Below are 16,008 nucleotides of genomic sequence, written 5' to 3'. Positions count from 1 at the left end.
AAGCGTCGCTACGATGGCTCAGGCCGGTGGCCCATACCCGGCCGAGTCCGACCGACACCGCTGCACTCTCAGCCGAAGATGGCGGCCGGCTCTCAACACCGCACCCGGAGGGGTTTTTTTCCGTGCCGGCTGGAACGCTGTACCGCGGCCGGGAAGGCATGTGGTCCTGGGTGGCTCACCGAGTCACCGGTGTCCTCATCTTCTTCTTCCTGTTCGTGCACGTGCTGGACACCGCGCTGGTCCGCGTCTCGCCCGAGACGTACGACGAGACGGTGGCGATCTACAAGACGCCCGTCGTCAACCTCATGGAGTACGGCCTCGTGGCCGCGGTCCTCTTCCACGCGCTGAACGGCCTGCGGCTCGTCGCCGTGGACTTCTGGTCGAAGGGCCCGAGGTACCAGAAGCAGATGCTGTGGACCGTGATGGGCATCTGGGGCGTGCTGATGATCGGTGCCTTCTACCCCATCCTGCAGCACACGCTGCACTCGCTGTCCGGGAGTTGATGAACCATGTCGACCGAGACCGCGAACGCACCCTCCGAGGGCGGCGGCAGCACCGGCACCACCCGCTACAGCGTGGACAACCCGGCCCCTCTGATGACCCCGCCCCGTGCCCGCACGGCCAGGACGCCGAAGTCGACCCGCACCAACTTCGAGCTGTACGGGTGGCTGTTCATGCGGCTGTCCGGCATCGTCCTCGTCGTGCTGGTCATCGGGCACCTGCTGATCCAGCTCGTACTGGACGGCGGCGTGAGCAAGATCAGCTTCGCCTTCGTCGCGGGCCGCTGGGCCTCGCCGTTCTGGCAGATCTGGGACCTGATGATGCTGTGGCTGGCGATGCTGCACGGCATGAACGGGATGCGGACGATCATCAACGACTACGCGGAGCGGGACGGCACCCGCATGTGGCTGAAGATGCTGCTCTACACGGCCACGGCCTTCACCGTCCTGCTGGGCACGCTGGTGATCTTCACCTTCGACCCGAACATCCGCTGACGTACGTACGGGGCTGAGGTAATCCCAATGAAGATCCACAAGTACGACACCGTCATCGTCGGCGCCGGCGGCGCGGGCATGCGCGCGGCGATCGAAGCCACCAAGCGCAGCCGCACGGCCGTGCTGACGAAGCTCTACCCGACCCGCTCCCACACCGGTGCCGCCCAGGGCGGCATGGCCGCGGCCCTCGCCAACGTCGAGGAGGACAACTGGGAGTGGCACACCTTCGACACGATCAAGGGCGGCGACTACCTGGTCGACCAGGACGCCGCCGAGATCCTGGCGAAGGAGGCCATCGACTCCGTCCTGGACCTGGAGAAGATGGGCCTGCCGTTCAACCGGACCCCGGACGGCACCATCGACCAGCGCCGCTTCGGCGGCCACAGCCGCAACCACGGCGAGGCGCCGGTGCGCCGCTCCTGCTACGCGGCGGACCGCACGGGCCACATGATCCTTCAGACGCTGTACCAGAACTGCGTGAAGGAGGGCGTGGAGTTCTTCAACGAGTTCTACGTCCTGGACCTGCTGATGAGCGAGGTCGACGGCATCCGAAAGACGGCCGGCGTCGTCGCGTACGAGCTGGCCACCGGCGAGATCCACGTCTTCCAGGCCAAGGCCGTCGTCTTCGCCTCCGGCGGCAACGGCAAGTTCTTCAAGGTCACTTCGAACGCGCACACCCTCACCGGTGACGGCCAGGCGGCCGCCTTCCGGCGCGGACTGCCGCTGGAGGACATGGAGTTCTTCCAGTTCCACCCGACGGGCATCTGGAAGATGGGCATCCTGCTCACCGAGGGCGCCCGGGGCGAGGGCGGCATCCTGCGCAACAAGGACGGCGAGCGCTTCATGGAGAAGTACGCGCCGGTGATGAAGGACCTGGCGTCCCGTGACGTCGTCTCCCGCGCGATCTACACGGAGATCCGCGAGGGGCGGGGCTGCGGCGCCGACAAGGACCACGTCTTCCTCGACCTGACGCATCTGCCGCCGGAGCAGCTCGACGCGAAGCTCCCGGACATCACCGAGTTCGCGCGTACGTACCTGGGCATCGAGCCGTACACCGACCCGGTGCCGATCCAGCCGACGGCGCACTACGCGATGGGCGGCATGCCGACCAATGTGCAGGGCCAGGTGCTCGCCGACAACAGCACGCCGGTGCCGGGCCTTTACGCGGCGGGCGAGGTCGCTTGCGTCTCCGTGCACGGCGCCAACCGGCTCGGCACCAACTCGCTGCTGGACATCAACGTCTTCGGGCGGCGCGCCGGCATCTCGGCCGCTGCGTACGCCGCCACCTCCGACTTCACCGAACTGCCGGAGAACCCGGCCGCGTTCGTCGAGGGCGAGGTGGAGAACCTGCGCGACGCGACCGGCAACGAGAGGGTCGTGGAGATCCGCAAGGCGCTCCAGGAGTGCATGGACAAGAACGTCATGGTCTTCCGTACGGAGCAGACGCTGAAGGAAGCCGTCGAGGAGATCGGCGAACTGCGCAAGCGCTACCGGAACATCAGCGTCCAGGACAAGGGCAAGCGGTTCAACACCGACCTGCTGGAGGCCATCGAGCTGGGCAACCTGCTGGATCTGGCCGAGGTGACGGCCGTGTCCGCGCTGGCCCGCAAGGAGTCCCGCGGCGGCCACTACCGCGAGGACTTCCCGAACCGCGACGACGTCAACTTCATGCGTCACACCATGGCGTACCGCGAAGTGGGCGACGACGGCACAGAGTCGATCCGGCTGGACTACAAGCCGGTCGTGCAGACCCGCTACCAGCCGATGGAGCGTAAGTACTGATGAGCACCGCAGTCATGGACAAGTCCGGTGAGTCCGCGGCCGGTCCGGAGCCCACGGCCTCGCACCTGGTCACGATCACCTTCCGCATCCGCCGCTTCAACCCGGAGGTGGCGGCGGACGCCGAGTGGGAGGACTTCACGCTCGACATCGATCCCAAGGACCGTGTCCTGGACGCGCTCCACAGGATCAAGTGGGAGCTGGACGGGACGCTGACCTTCCGGCGGTCCTGCGCGCACGGCATCTGCGGCTCGGACGCGATGCGCATCAACGGACGCAACCGCCTGGCGTGCAAGACGCTGATCAAGGACATAACCGGGATCAAGGACGGCAAGGGCACCAAGCCGGTGCTCGTCGAGGCGATAAAGGGCCTGACTGTCCTCAAGGACCTCGTCGTCGACATGGAGCCGTTCTTCCAGGCGTACCGCGACGTCATGCCGTTCCTGGTCACGAGCGGCAACGAGCCGACGCGTGAGCGTCTGCAGTCCGACGCGGACCGCGCGCGCTTCGACGACACCACCAAGTGCATCCTGTGCGCCGCCTGCACCAGTTCGTGCCCGGTGTTCTGGAACGACGGGCAGTACTTCGGCCCGGCGGCGATCGTCAACGCGCACCGCTTCATCTTCGACAGCCGTGACGAGGCGGGCGAGCAGCGTCTGGAGATCCTCAACGACAAGGACGGCGTGTGGCGTTGCCGCACCACGTTCAATTGCACGGACGCCTGCCCGCGTGGCATCGAGGTGACGAAGGCGATCCAGGAGGTCAAGCGCGCGCTGATCACACGCCGCTTCTGAGCGGCGCTCGCGCATCCGCGCACACGACGGCGCCCGGGGCACGGCCCCGGGCGCTTTGTCGTGCCTGTACGCCGACTCCCGTTCGACGGGGGCGGATTCGGGGCACGCTATCGACGCACCACGCTACAAGCACGTCATTCCGCACCACTCGTCTGCAACATCCCAGCAGAAGGAGTACGCGTGAGAGGCACAAGACGTATGCGCCGGGGCGCCGGCGCCCTGATGGCCGTGGGCGCCCTCCTCGGCCTCGCGCTGCAGACCACCCCCGCAACCGCCGACTCCGGTGACACAGTGCCGGGTTCGGCGATATCCGAGGCAGCGCAGGACCGTGCCGCCGGCCAGTGGACGGCCGAGCGGATGCGGGAGGCCACACCGGTCGAGGACCTTCTCGACATCGGCTCCCGCGCGGTCGAACGAGCCGGCAAGGCAGTGCCGCAGGGCGAGAAGTCGAAGGTCCTCCCGTCGGAGGCCACGGACGCCGTCACGAAGGCGCTGCCCGAACCGGGTGGCCCGTGGTCGGGCGGCGGCGACGTCGTGAAGACCTCCGGCCGGGTCTTCTTCAAGATGGGCGACCGCGACGCGTCCTGCTCCGGCAACGCCGTCACCAGCGACAACGGCAGCACGGTCATGACGGCCGGGCACTGCGTGAAGTACCAGGGCGGCTGGCACACCGACTGGGTCTTCGTGCCCGGATATCACGACGGAGAGGCCCCGCACGGCAAGTGGCCTGCGTCCAAGACGCTGACCACCGCGCAGTGGGAGGCCAGCGAGGACATGAACTTCGACATCGGCGCCGCCGTGGTCGGCCCGCTGGACGGCAAGAAGCTGACCGACGTCGTCGGCGGCCAGGGCCTGTCCTTCAACGCCGACTACAACACCACCATGTACGCCTTCGGCTTCCCCGCAGCCGATCCGTACGACGGCGAGAAGCTGATCTACTGCAGCGGTACGTCCTTCCAGGACTTCCTGCTCACCAAGGACCACGGCCTCTCGTGCAACATGACGGGCGGCTCCAGCGGCGGCCCGTGGTTCACGGAGTTCGACGAGGCGTCGGGCAAGGGCCTGCAGGCCTCTGTGAACAGCTTCGGCTACACCTTCCTGCCCGACACGATGTTCGGCCCGTACTTCGGGGAGGACGCGAAGAAGCTGTACGAGACGGCGCAGGCGGGCTGACCGCCGGGCGGCACCGGTGCCGGCGGCGTCACGACCGGCACCGGCACCGCCCCGGCACGGGCCACCGCGACGCCGCCGTCAGGCCTCCCCGGCCTGCGGGTCGCCGCGCAGACGCACCTCGCACTCGCCGTCGTACGACTGGTACGAGGTCACCGTCTCCGGCACCCGCAGGCCCGGGGTGTCCCGGTAGAGCGCGCGCACCTCGTCGAAGTCGGCGGTGACCGTGGCGCGGGCCGCCTCGTCGAGCACCGCCAGAGCCTCCTCGCCGGCCTCGTTCTGGCCGTCCCGTCCGCCGTCGCCGACGCCCCAGGAGTCCCAGGGCAGCACCTCTGCCCGGTTGAGCGCGGCCAGGTCGCGGACGACGTTCGCGCGCACCATCCACATGCCCATGAGCCCCAGCACGCTGACCCCGAACGTCTTCGGGTCGGCCTCGCCCCTGCGGATGCGGAGCCAGCCCTCGCCCGCCACGAGGAAGCGGTCGCGGGGCACGTCGAGCGGGTCGAAGTCCAGGTCGTACGGGGACTCGATGCGCACGTCCGGCACCATCTGCGGATCGCTGAGCACCCAGCCCCGCTCGGGGTGTGCGTACTCGGTGAGCCAGTGGTCGTCGTGGAAGCCCTCGGCGAAGTAGGTGGCGTAGCCGCAGCGGATACGGGCGGGGGTTCCCGTGTGGCGCAGCAGCGCACAGTGCAGCAGCGCGAAGTCCCGGCAGGTGCCGGCGAACCGGTCGAGGGGACGGCGGGGAGCGGTCAGGGGGGCGTCGTGCAGCTGCACGACGATGTCCAGGATGTCGCCTATGTAGCGGGTTTCGGCTTCGGAGCGGTAGCGCGACTCGGGCAGGGCACAGCCGAACCGGCCCGCCTCCTCGCGGTGGATGAGCAAGTGCCGTACAAGAAGGGCCAGTTCGTCGGGACCGTCGGGCAGCTCCGCGAGCCTGCCGGCCATACCCGGATCACTGTGGACGCTCTGAGTTAAATAGAAGTGACGCTCTGCGGGCAGCATGCGCGACAGGGTGGCGGATTTCATCCCGGATTTCCAGCCGGGAGGAATGACCAGTTCCGCCGATCCCGACGGGCGTGCGTAGGGTGCCCCGCGTGGCACGTATACCGAAAGCACGAGCGGGCTTCGCCGCACTCCTGATGCTGGCCGCGACGGCCGCGTGCTCGGGCAGCGGCGGCAGCGACGACGCGCGCCCCCGGTCTCCGGCCGGGGGTACCGCCGGGGACCGCGACCGCGCGGCGATCCACGTCGACCGCCCCGTGGCCCTCGCCGACCAGGACGTGAAGGTGCGCGTCAGCGGCCTCGGTTCGCACGACCGCGTCACCGTCGCCGCGCACAGCGTCGACGGGAGCGGCCAACCCTGGCGCGCACAGGGCGACTTCACCGCCGACGGGCGCGGCCGCATCGACCTGGACGAGCAGGCGCCGCGCGGCGGACGGCCGTACGAGAAGGCGGACAGCGCCGGTCTGCTGGGCGCGATGCTGCCCACGGCGGGCCGCGGCGTGAAGAAGATCGGCAGCGGCGACGCCTTCTCCTACCACCCGCCCACACCGGCCGAGAAGTCCTCGTACCGGCTGCGCCTGACCGTCAGCGCGAACGGCGAGCGCCTCGCCGACCGCACGCTCACCCGCCAGTGGCTGACCGGTGACGTGCGCCACCGCAAGCTCACGGTCGCGAAGAACCGCATGGACGGTGAGATGTACTCGCCGCCGAAGGGCGAGCGGCGCCGTGCCCCGGTCCTGGTGTTCGGCGGCTCCGAGGGCGGCAACTCCGGTGAGTACGCGGCGGCGTTGCTGGCCTCGCGCGGCCATCCGGCGCTGTCGCTGTGCTACTTCCGCTGCGGTGACGGCTCGGGCCGTCCGGACGCCCTCAACATGATCGACACGAGCTACTTCGTCCGGGCCGCACGCGTATTGGGCAAGGAGCCGGGCGCGGACCCGGACCGGCTTGCGGTGATGGGCAATTCGCGGGGCAGCGAGATCGCCCAGCTCCTCGGCCAGCGTCATCCGTCGCTGTTCCGGGACGTCATCGCCTACGCGCCCTCCGCCAAGGTCAACGGCCCCTATCTGGCAGGCGCTTCGGGCCGTGCGGCGTGGGCGGAGAACGGCAGGCCGCTCCCAGCCGGACCCATCCGGCTGGACAAGGTGCGCGGCACGGTTCTGGCGGTCGCGGGCGGCAACGACAAGATGTGGGGCTCCGCCGAGGCCGCCCGCGCCATCGCCGCACAGCGCAACGCATCGGGCGCGAGCCACCAGCAGGTCACCCATCCGAAGGCCGGGCACCACGTGAACTGGTTCCCCTACGGCCAGCCCGGCCAGGAGGGCGGAGCGAACGGGGAGATCGTCAGCACCTCCGGCTCCGACCAGGCCGCCCGCAAGGACGGCTGGGCACGTGTGCTGAAGCTCCTGGAGAAGTAGCGCGGACGCACGCACCGGGCGGGCAGGCGGTCACCTGCCCGCCCGGCTGCCACCTCGGGCACGGGACGCGGAGCCCGGGGCTCACGGCCCCGGGCGGGTGTGTCAGCCGCGCAGCACGGCGTCGAGCTGCTCCAGACCCCAGTCGAGGTCCTCCTTCGTCACCACCAGCGGCGGCGCGATGCGGATCGTGGAGCCGTGGGTGTCCTTGACGAGCACCCCGCGGTCCATCAGCTTCTCCGACAGCTCCCGGCCGCTGCCGTGCGCCGGGTCGATGTCCACGCCCGCCCACAGGCCGCGCCCGCGCACCTCCCGTACGGCACCGCCGCCCACGAAGACGCCCAGTTCGTGATGGAGGTGCTCGCCCAGCTCCTTCGCCCGCTGCTGGTACTCGCCGGTGCGCAGCATCGCGATCACCTCCAGCGCGACGGCGCAGGCGAGCGGGTTCCCGCCGAAGGTCGATCCGTGCTCACCGGGCTTGAAGACGCCCAGCACGTCCCGCGAGGAGACGACCGCGGAGACCGGCACGACGCCGCCGCCCAGTGCCTTGCCCAGTACGTACATGTCGGGGTGCACGCCTTCGTGCTCGCACGCGAAGGTCGCCCCGGTCCGGCCCAGCCCGGACTGGATCTCGTCCGCGATCATGAGCACGTTGCGGCTGCGCGTCAGCTCCCGTACGCCCGCCAGGTAGCCCGACGGCGGAACCAGCACGCCCGCCTCTCCCTGGATGGGCTCCATCAGCACTGCGACCGTGTTGTCGTCGACGGCGGCATCGAGGGCGGCGAGGTCTCCGAAGGGGACGATCTCGAATCCCGGCGTGTACGGGCCGTAGTCCGCACGGGCCTCCGCGTCGGTCGAGAAGGAGACGATCGTCGTCGTACGGCCGTGGAAGTTGTTGTCCGCGACGATGATCTTCGCCTGCCCGTCGGGCACGCCCTTACTGCGGTAGCCCCACTTCCGGGCCGTCTTCACCGCCGTCTCGACCGCTTCCGCGCCCGTGTTCATGGGCAGGACCATCTCCATGCCGCACAGCTCCGCGAGCTGCTCGCAGAAGTCGCCGAAGCGGTCGTGGTAGAAGGCGCGGGAGGTGAGGGTCACCCGGTCCAGCTGGGCCTTCGCCGCGTCGATGAGCCGCTGGTTGCGGTGCCCGAAGTTGAGCGCCGAGTAGCCGGCGAGCATGTCGAGGTAGCGGCGCCCGTCGGCATCCGTCACCCAGGCCCCTTCGGCGGCGGCGACGACGACGGGCAGGGGGTGGTAATTGTGGGCGCTGCGCGCTTCGGAGGCGGCGATCAGCCTTTCCGAGGTGGACATCCGGGGTCTCCGTTCGTCTCGTGTGGTCCCGCGGCGCCCTCCCGCCGGGTGACGTCTTCCCGTGGCATCGCGGAGGGCTGCCTCTTTCTATCGTCCACCCGCCGCGATGCGAAGAAACTTTGCGGTCGGTGCGGGGTTCTCACGGGACGGGCCGGACGCAGGCGGTGCTTCCGCGGGACGGTCCCCGCGGAAGCACCGCCTGCGCGGACGGGGCGCGTCCGGCGCACGCGGACCCGGGCACCGCGCGGGGGCGGCGCGCGCCGCCGACACGGTGCCTCAGGTCACTGCCCGTCTGTGCACGCCCGAGCCGGGGGACCTGAGACAATGGGCGCATGGCCAATGACCGTCCGCGCGTACTCTCCGGGATCCAGCCCACATCGGGCTCGTTCCACATCGGCAACTACCTGGGCGCCGTTCGCCAGTGGGTCGCCCTGCAGGAGACCCACGACGCGTTCTACATGGTCGTCGACCTGCACGCGCTGACGCTTCCGCAGGACCCGAAGGAGCTGCAGGAGAACACCCGCCTCGCGGCGGCGCAGCTGCTGGCCACCGGTCTGGACCCCGACCGCTGCACGCTCTTCGTTCAGAGCCACGTGCCTGAACACACCCAGCTGAGCTGGCTGATGGAGTGTCTGACGGGCTTCGGCGAGGCCTCACGGATGACGCAGTTCAAGGACAAGTCCGCGCGGCAGGGCGCCGACCGTACGTCGGTCGGCCTCTTCACGTACCCGATCCTGCAGGTCGCGGACATCCTGATCTACCAGGCCAACCAGGTCCCCGTCGGCGAGGACCAGCGGCAGCACATCGAGCTCACGAGGAACCTCGCGGAGCGGTTCAACGGCCGCTACGGCAAGATCTTCACCGTCCCCGAGGCGTACATCCTGCGCGAGACCGCGAAGATCTTCGACCTGCAGGACCCGACGGTCAAGATGAGCAAGTCGGCGTCGTCGCCGAAGGGCATCATCGACCTGCTGGACGACCCGAAGGCCTCGGCGAAGAAGATCAAGAGCGCGGTGACGGACACGGGCACCGAGATCCGCTTCGACCCGGAGAACAAGCCGGGCATCAGCAATCTGCTCACGATCCACGCCACGCTGACGGACTCCACAATCGCGGAAGTGGAGCAGAAGTACTCGGGCAAGGGTTACGGTGCGCTGAAGACCGACCTCGCCGAGATCGTGAGTGACTGGGCCGCCCCGTTCCGCGCCCGCACACGGGAATACCTGGACGACCCCGAGACGCTGGACTCGCTCCTCGCCAAGGGCGCGGAGAAGGCAAGGGCCGTTGCGGCGGAGACGCTCGCACAGGCCTACGACAAGGTGGGCCTGCTGCCCGGCAAGCACTGAGACACGACGGACACCGCCGGCAGCGACTCGACTCGGACAGACATGCAGCTCACAGCAGACAACCCCGGACAGCGGCCCGTGAACCGGCCGTCGAGCAGGAAGGAGCACGAGGTGGGGACCGTCACCCTCGGCGTATCGATCGCCGTTCCCGAACCGCACGGCAGCCTGCTCCAGCAGCGGCGTGCGAGCTTCGGCGACCCGGCGGCCCACGGCATCCCCACCCACATCACGCTGCTCCCGCCGACGGAGGCCGACCCGGCCGACCGTCCGGAGATCGAGGCGCATCTGGCGGAGGTGGCCGCGTCGGGGCGGCCGTTCGGGCTGCGTCTGTCGGGCACCGACACCTTCCGCCCCCTCTCCCCCGTGGTATTCGTGCGGCTCGTCGAGGGTGCCGCGGCCTGCTCCTGGCTCCAGGAGCAGGTGCGTGCGCCGGAGGGCCCGGTCGCGCGTGAGCTCGCCTTTCCGTACCACCCGCACGTCACCGTCGCGCACGGGATCTCCGAGGAGTCCATGGACCGGGCGCAGGAGGAGCTGGCCGGATTCGAGGCGTCCTGGACGGCCACGGGCTTCGCGCTCTACGAGCAGGGCTCCGATCTGGTGTGGCGCCTCCAGCGGAAGTTCACCTTCGGGTCGGGCGAGGAGACACCGTTGTCGGTCTCCGGCGTCCCCCGGCAGGTGCCGCAGCCCTTCCCGGTCCGGGAGGACGGCGCGGACTCCTTCGCTCCGCTGCACTGAGCGGCGGCCCTCGGCGGGGCGCCCCCGGCGAGGGCGGTCCTGCGCGGACGCCCGGCGCGGACGGTCCGGATGAACCACGTCCGCTGCGTGCATCCCGCGGCGGGCGGGGTGAGAGCCCCCGCAGCGGGTAATCGCCGATCATGGACTGGCTGACGAAGCTGCCGGTGATCGGTCCCGTGGCGGCATGGTTCTTCCGGACCCGCGTCTGGCGGGTCTACCAGCACCTGGACGAGCACAAATGGACCCGGCACGCGGCGTCCGTCACCTTCACCAGCTTCATCTCCCTCTTCCCCATGTTCGCGGTCTTCGCCGCCGTCGGCGCCTCACTGCTGACGCCGGAACGGATGCGGACCGTGCAGCACACGATCGACCGCCAGGTCCCGGGCATCTCCGGCGAGCTCGATCTGCAGTCGCTGGCCGACAACGCCGGCACCATCGGGCTCATCGCCGGTCTGATCCTCGTCGTCACCGGCGTCAACTGGGTCGGCACGCTCCGGGAGAGCCTGCGCGCCCTGTGGGACCTGGAGGAGGACCCGGGCAACCTGGTCGTGCTGAAGCTGAAGGACCTCGGGGCGCTGGCCGGGCTCGGCCTGGTCGGGCTCTTCTCCCTCGCCGGGTCGGCCTTCGCCGTGTCGGCGGTCAACTGGGCGGCCGGACGGGTGGGGATCGGAGAGAACGGCGTCGGGTCGGTCCTGCTGAGCGCCGCCGGGTACGGCGCGGCCCTGGCGGCCGACTTCGCGCTGCTGTGGTACGCGCTGACGGTGCTGCCCGGCGTACGCCCGCCCCGCCGCGCGACTCTCCTGGCCTGTGCGATGGGTGCCGTCGGCTTCGAGCTGCTGAAGCTGCTGCTGGGCGGCTATCTGCAGGGGGTCGCCGCGAAGAGCGTCTACGGGGCGTTCGGTACGCCCATCGCGCTGCTGCTCTGGATCAGTTTCATGGCGAAGCTGATGCTCTTCTGCGCCTCGTGGACGGCGACGGAACGCACCCTGAAGCCGATCGAGGAGATCGACGCGCTGGGGAGCGGCGCCCCCGAACCCGTGGAGTCCGAACGCGCCGCTCCCGCAGGCGACGTGGAGAACGGAAAGAGCGTCAGTCGGGGTCGCGAGCACCCACGCGGTCCGACCCCGTAGCCGGGTCCGGGCCGGGGCGGTCCGCGGGCCCGGCCTCCGGCTCGCCGGCGGCCGAGCCGGAGCCGGAGCCGGCTACGGAGCCGGAAGCCGACGCGGAACCTGAGTCCGACCCGGACGCGGACCCGGACGCGGATCCGGACACCGGCGTGGAGCCTGCTCCGGCCCCGGACACCGGCGCGGCTCCGGAACGGGTGCCGGAAGCGTCAGGGGCCGGCCCCTGCCCGAACGGAAGACGCCGCAGCTTCGACAGATCCGGGATCGGCCACCTGCGGTGCACGGCGTAGGCCACCGCGGCCACCAGCACCAGGCAGCCTCCGGTGACGCCGATGGCGACGCCGACTCCGCCCGAGTCCTCCTCGCCGCCGTCGGCCCCGGCGGTCTGCCCTGCGGCCTTGCCGCGGTCCTCGCGGTCGCCGGACTTCCCGGAGGCACCGGCCCCGTCCGGCGCGACGAGTTCACCGACGGGCCGGACCTTCTCCGCGGCCTTGAAGCCCCAGTCGAAGAGCTTGGCGGTCTCCTTGTAGACCTCGAGCCCGCCCTGCCGGCCGTCGGGGTGCATCGTCGTCACCAGCAGCACGCGGTCGCCGCGCTGTGCGACGCCGGTGAAGGTCGCCCCCGCCTCCGAGGTCGAGCCGTTCTTCACACCGGCGATGCCCGGGTAGGCGTCGAGACCGATGTCGCCGGTCAGCAGGCGGTTGGTGTTCTGGATCTCGTACGTCTCGCGCTTCTCGCCCTCCTTCTTCTCGCCGGGGAACTGGGCGCGGGCCGTCGAGGCGTACTCGCGGAAGTCGGCCTTCTGCATCCCGGAGCGGGCGAAGAGCGTCAGGTCGTACGCGGAGGAGACCTGGCCCTTCTTGTCGTAGCCGTCTGGGCTGACGACGTTGGTGTCCTCGGCGCGGAGCTTCGCGGCCTGCTCGTTCATCTCGCGCACTGTCTTGTCCTTGCCGCCGTTCATGGCGGCGAGGACGTGCACCGCGTCGTTCCCGGAGCGCAGGAAGACGCCGCGCCACAGGTCGCGCACGCTGTACGTCTGGTCCTCCTTCACGCCGACGAGGCTGCTGCCCTCGCCCATGCCTTCCAGGTCGGACGCCTTGACCTTGTGCGTCTTCGTCTGTGGGAACTTCGGCAGCACGGTGTCCGCGAAGAGCATCTTCAGCGTGCTGGCCGGGGGGAGCTTCCAGTGCGCGTTGTGCGCGGCCAGCACCTCACCCGACTCGGCGTCGGAGACGATCCACGAGCGTGCGGTCAGATCCTCGGGGAGCCCTGGCGGATCCTGTCCGGGCTTCGGTTTCATCTGCGTACCGGGTGAGCCGAGCAGCTTCCCGCCGACGGTCGACATGCGGTCCGGCGGCTGCGGGTCGGCGTCGTCGTCCGTCGCGGCGGCGGGAGAACCGGCGCGTGCGGCGCCGGGTGACGCCGCGTGCGCGGTGCCCCCGAGCGATGCCGGGACGAGGAGCGCTAGGGACAGGGCGGCTGCGGCTGTCGCAGACATGCGAACGGCGCGGTGTGAGGAAGTCGGCACAGGGCGAAATTACATGCCTCTCGAACACTTGTGGACATCGCACTCCCCCATGGGGCCGGTCAGTTGGCCCCTCCCGGGCTACCTCATTGGGCCGATAGCCATACTTGACCCATGAGTCAGTCTCAGGGCACACGTTCCTCCGCTCTCCGCCCGCTCACTCTCAGCCGTCGCGTGTCCTGGTTCCTGCTCGCCTTCGGGGTCTGGTCCTGGTTCCTGTGGATCACCTTCGTCAGGAACCTCTGGGCTGACGGCAGCGGGCTTGCTTTCGACGACGCCGGTGAGCCGACCGGTTACTTTTGGGTTCATCTGCTGCTCGCGATCGTGTCGTTCCTGCTGGGCACGGCGATCGGCATCATCGGATTCCGGGGGCTGAGGGCTCTCCGGGGCAGACCCGGAGAGTAAAGGGGAGGGTGGGCCGTGACCGTGGTCTTCCTGATCATCGCGCTGACGGTGCTCGGACTGATGGGGTGCGCCCACTGGTATCTGTGGCGGCGTCTCGTACGTGACGTGTCCGCGCGCGGCAGCGTGTGGCGGCGTACGGGGACGGTGCTGGCCTTCGCGCTGCCCGTGCTCATGATCGTCAACCTGGTCGTCGGGCGCAGCGAGGCGCCCTTCGGGCTGCAGCGGGTGCTGGCGTGGCCCGGCTACATGTGGATGGCGCTGCTGCTCTATCTGCTGATGGCCGTGGCCGTGGGCGAGGCCGTACGGCCGCTGCTGCGGCGGTACCTGGAGCGGCGGGCCGCAGCGGCGGGCGCCCCCGCGCGGCCGGCCCCTGACGCGGCGCCGGCGCAGACGGCTCCGGCCGACGCGCGCCCCGGCCGGTCCGGGGGCCCGGCGACCGCGACCGCGGCGAAGGCCGCGGATGTGGAGGACGGGTCGGGGACGGCGGGTGCGGCCGGCGGGTCCGGCGCGGATTCAGGCGTAGGCCCGGCCGGCGGGTCCGGAGACCCGGCTGTCGCCTCACGGCGGCTCTTCGTGGCCCGTACGGTCGCGGCCGGTGCGGCCCTCGCCGCGGGAGGAACGGTCGCGGCGGGCGCGTACAACGTGCTCAACGGGCCCACGCTCAAGCGTGTCACCGTGCCGCTGGCCAAGTTGCCGCGCTCCGCGCACGGTTACCGCATCGCGGTCGTCAGCGACATCCATCTCGGGACGGTGCTGGGGCGTTCGCACGCCGAGCGCGTCGTGCGCACGATCAACAGCGCGCAGCCCGATCTGGTCGCGATCGTCGGCGACCTCGTCGACGGAGCAGTGGAGAACATCGGACCGGCGGCGGAGCCGCTGCGCCGGCTGCGGTCGCGGCACGGCACGTTCTTCGTCACCGGCAACCACGAGTACTTCGGGGACGCGGCGGAATGGGTGGAGCGCGTACGCGAGCTGGGCGTGCATCCGCTGGAGAACGCCCGTCTGGAACTTGCGGGCTTCGACCTGGCGGGGGTCAACGACGTACAGGGCGAGGAGAGCGGCGAGGGGCCGGACTTCGGCAAGGCCCTGGGTGACCGCGACACCTCCCGCGCCTCGGTGCTGCTCGCACACCAGCCCGTGCAGATCCACGACGCGGTCGATCACGGCGTGGACCTCCAGCTGTCCGGGCACTCCCACGGCGGCCAGCTCTGGCCCGGCCAGTACCTCGCGGCGCTCGCCAATCCGACGGTCGCCGGCCTGGAGCGGTACGGGGACACCCAGCTCTATGTCACCCGTGGAGCCGGAGCCTTCGGACCGCCGGTCCGGGTGGGCGCCGACCCGGACGTCACCGTCGTCCGGCTGGCCTCGAAGCAGGCGTGATCCTGCCCTGACGGGCCGCCCTGGCGCGCTGCCCTGACGCGCTGAGCTGACGTGCGCTGCCCGACTTGCCGAGGGCCCGGTGTTCCGGGAGAAGTCCGGCAGTGGCTGTCGGTGGCAGCTCGTAGAGTCGGGCAGCATGACGAGGGCATCTGACTGCTTCCAGAGGACGACCCGTGTGAGGCGGGCGGGGTTTCCCGCGGAACGGGGCGAGCGGTGACCGCCGGCGGGGGCGTCGAGCGATTCCGGTCGCTCCATCACGGCCGCGCCGCCGGCGATCCCCTCGTGCTGCCGGGGCCGTGGGACGCGGCGAGCGCGCGGATCTTCGCGGATGCGGGGTTCGAGGCCCTCGCGACGCCCAGCCACGGGGTCTCGGCATCGCTCGGGTACGAGGACGGCCACACCCCGGCGGACGAGATGTTCGCCGCGGTGGCCCGGATCGTACGGGCGGTGGACGTGCCGGTCACCGCCGACATCGAGCGGGGCTACGGGCTGGGGCCGGAGGAGATCGTCGAACGGCTGCTGGAGAGCGGAGCCGTCGGCTGCAACCTGGAGGACTCGGCAGGCGGTGAGCTTGTCGATCCGCGGCGTCAGGCAGATTTCCTGACAGCGGTTCACGAGGCCGCGGGCGGGCGGCTGTTCGTCAACGCCCGCATCGACACGTATCTGCGCGGGTCCGCCCAGCCCATGGCTGACGCTCTGGTACGTGGGCGGCTCTACGTCGCGGCCGGGGCCGAGTGCGTCTATCCGATAGGGGCTACGGGCGGGGACATCGGCGTGCTGGCAAGGGAGTTGAACGTCCCGGTCAACGCGTTGGCCCGGGTGGACGGCGGTCCGTCGCCACGTGAACTGGGTGCCGCGGGGGCCTCCCGCATCACGTTCGGCGGGGGGCTCGCGCAGCGCGCGGGGGCCGCGGTGGAGAGGCTGGCGCGCGAGCTGCGGGGCGGATGAGCGCGCGGGGCGCGCCCGCCCTGCCCTGCCTTGTCCGGCTCCCGGCATCGCCGGGGCCTCCGAGGCCGGGAACGCGACG

General features: G+C 70.4%; 15 protein-coding genes. 12 read left to right on the top strand and 3 right to left on the bottom strand.

Annotated features, from left to right (window positions below; all coding sequences use genetic code 11):
• Window positions 1–122: 122 nt before the first annotated feature.
• The 5 genes from sdhC (at window position 123) to AN215_RS22420 (ending at window position 4,741) form a co-directional block, all read left to right on the top strand.
• Entirely contained in the window at window positions 123–503 is a 381-nt protein-coding gene (sdhC, locus tag AN215_RS22440) for a succinate dehydrogenase, cytochrome b556 subunit (RefSeq protein WP_079123323.1), read from the top strand.
• A 6-nt stretch (window positions 504–509) separates the two neighbouring features.
• Window positions 510–995: a succinate dehydrogenase hydrophobic membrane anchor subunit gene (locus AN215_RS22435; protein WP_070011484.1), complete on the top strand. Its 486-nt coding sequence runs from the start codon at window positions 510–512 to the stop codon at window positions 993–995.
• A 27-nt stretch (window positions 996–1,022) separates the two neighbouring features.
• On the top strand, window positions 1,023–2,777 hold the full coding sequence (gene sdhA, locus AN215_RS22430; protein ID WP_070011485.1) for a succinate dehydrogenase flavoprotein subunit: 1,755 nt from the start codon (window positions 1,023–1,025) through the stop codon (window positions 2,775–2,777).
• Window positions 2,777–3,568 carry a succinate dehydrogenase iron-sulfur subunit gene (locus tag AN215_RS22425; protein ID WP_070011486.1) on the top strand — a complete coding sequence of 264 codons (792 nt, stop codon included), beginning with the start codon at window positions 2,777–2,779 and terminating at the stop codon, window positions 3,566–3,568. The genes sdhA and AN215_RS22425 overlap by 1 nt, the downstream gene beginning before the upstream one ends.
• Window positions 3,569–3,790: 222 nt before the next feature.
• Window positions 3,791–4,741 (top strand): trypsin-like serine peptidase, encoded by a 951-nt coding sequence (locus AN215_RS22420; protein ID WP_420856179.1) that lies wholly within the window; start codon window positions 3,791–3,793, stop codon window positions 4,739–4,741.
• A 78-nt stretch (window positions 4,742–4,819) separates the two neighbouring features.
• Here AN215_RS22420 and AN215_RS22415 read toward each other — a convergent pair whose 3' ends face one another.
• Complete coding sequence (locus AN215_RS22415; RefSeq protein ID WP_070011568.1) at window positions 4,820–5,743, bottom strand: transglutaminase-like domain-containing protein; 924 nt, start codon at window positions 5,741–5,743, stop codon at window positions 4,820–4,822.
• A gap of 92 nt (window positions 5,744–5,835) precedes the next feature.
• On the opposite strand from AN215_RS22415, the gene AN215_RS22410 reads away from it, so the two are divergent.
• Window positions 5,836–7,158, top strand: a complete 1,323-nt coding sequence (locus AN215_RS22410; protein ID WP_245694646.1) for an acyl-CoA thioesterase/bile acid-CoA:amino acid N-acyltransferase family protein — start codon at window positions 5,836–5,838, stop codon at window positions 7,156–7,158.
• Between the two features lie 102 nt (window positions 7,159–7,260).
• On the opposite strand, the gene rocD is transcribed toward AN215_RS22410, so the two are convergent.
• The gene (rocD, locus tag AN215_RS22405; protein WP_070011489.1) at window positions 7,261–8,466 is read right to left on the bottom strand and encodes an ornithine--oxo-acid transaminase; all 1,206 of its coding nucleotides are present in this window, start codon (window positions 8,464–8,466) and stop codon (window positions 7,261–7,263) included.
• 332 nt (window positions 8,467–8,798) lie between these two features.
• On the opposite strand from rocD, the gene trpS reads away from it, so the two are divergent.
• The 3 genes from trpS to AN215_RS22390 all read left to right on the top strand — a co-directional run bounded on the left by trpS (window position 8,799) and on the right by AN215_RS22390 (window position 11,677).
• Window positions 8,799–9,812 carry a tryptophan--tRNA ligase gene (gene trpS / locus AN215_RS22400; protein WP_070011490.1) on the top strand — a complete coding sequence of 338 codons (1,014 nt, stop codon included), beginning with the start codon at window positions 8,799–8,801 and terminating at the stop codon, window positions 9,810–9,812.
• Between the two features lie 111 nt (window positions 9,813–9,923).
• Window positions 9,924–10,547 (top strand): 2'-5' RNA ligase family protein, encoded by a 624-nt coding sequence (locus AN215_RS22395; protein WP_070011569.1) that lies wholly within the window; start codon window positions 9,924–9,926, stop codon window positions 10,545–10,547.
• 140 nt (window positions 10,548–10,687) lie between these two features.
• Entirely contained in the window at window positions 10,688–11,677 is a 990-nt protein-coding gene (locus AN215_RS22390) for a YihY/virulence factor BrkB family protein (protein ID WP_070011491.1), read from the top strand.
• Here the strand turns inward: AN215_RS22390 and AN215_RS22385 are convergent.
• Window positions 11,637–13,169 carry a D-alanyl-D-alanine carboxypeptidase family protein gene (locus AN215_RS22385; RefSeq protein WP_070031234.1) on the bottom strand — a complete coding sequence of 511 codons (1,533 nt, stop codon included), beginning with the start codon at window positions 13,167–13,169 and terminating at the stop codon, window positions 11,637–11,639. The genes AN215_RS22390 and AN215_RS22385 overlap by 41 nt on opposite strands.
• Before the next feature lie 141 nt (window positions 13,170–13,310).
• Here AN215_RS22385 and AN215_RS22380 point away from each other — a divergent pair, with 141 nt between their 5' ends.
• The 3 genes from AN215_RS22380 (at window position 13,311) to AN215_RS22370 (ending at window position 15,929) form a co-directional block, all read left to right on the top strand.
• The gene (locus AN215_RS22380) at window positions 13,311–13,601 is read left to right on the top strand and encodes an SCO4848 family membrane protein (RefSeq protein WP_070011493.1); all 291 of its coding nucleotides are present in this window, start codon (window positions 13,311–13,313) and stop codon (window positions 13,599–13,601) included.
• Window positions 13,602–13,616: 15 nt separating this feature from the next.
• Complete coding sequence (locus AN215_RS22375; protein WP_070011494.1) at window positions 13,617–14,981, top strand: metallophosphoesterase; 1,365 nt, start codon at window positions 13,617–13,619, stop codon at window positions 14,979–14,981.
• Between the two features lie 213 nt (window positions 14,982–15,194).
• Window positions 15,195–15,929, top strand: a complete 735-nt coding sequence (locus tag AN215_RS22370) for an isocitrate lyase/PEP mutase family protein (RefSeq protein ID WP_070011495.1) — start codon at window positions 15,195–15,197, stop codon at window positions 15,927–15,929.
• Window positions 15,930–16,008 lie beyond the last annotated feature (79 nt).

Origin of the sequence: Streptomyces abyssalis (genome assembly GCF_001751365.1) — a bacterium.
In the GTDB taxonomy this organism is placed as follows: Bacteria; Actinomycetota; Actinomycetes; order Streptomycetales; family Streptomycetaceae; genus Streptomyces; species Streptomyces abyssalis.
This window is presented reverse-complemented; position numbering and strand designations above follow the sequence as displayed.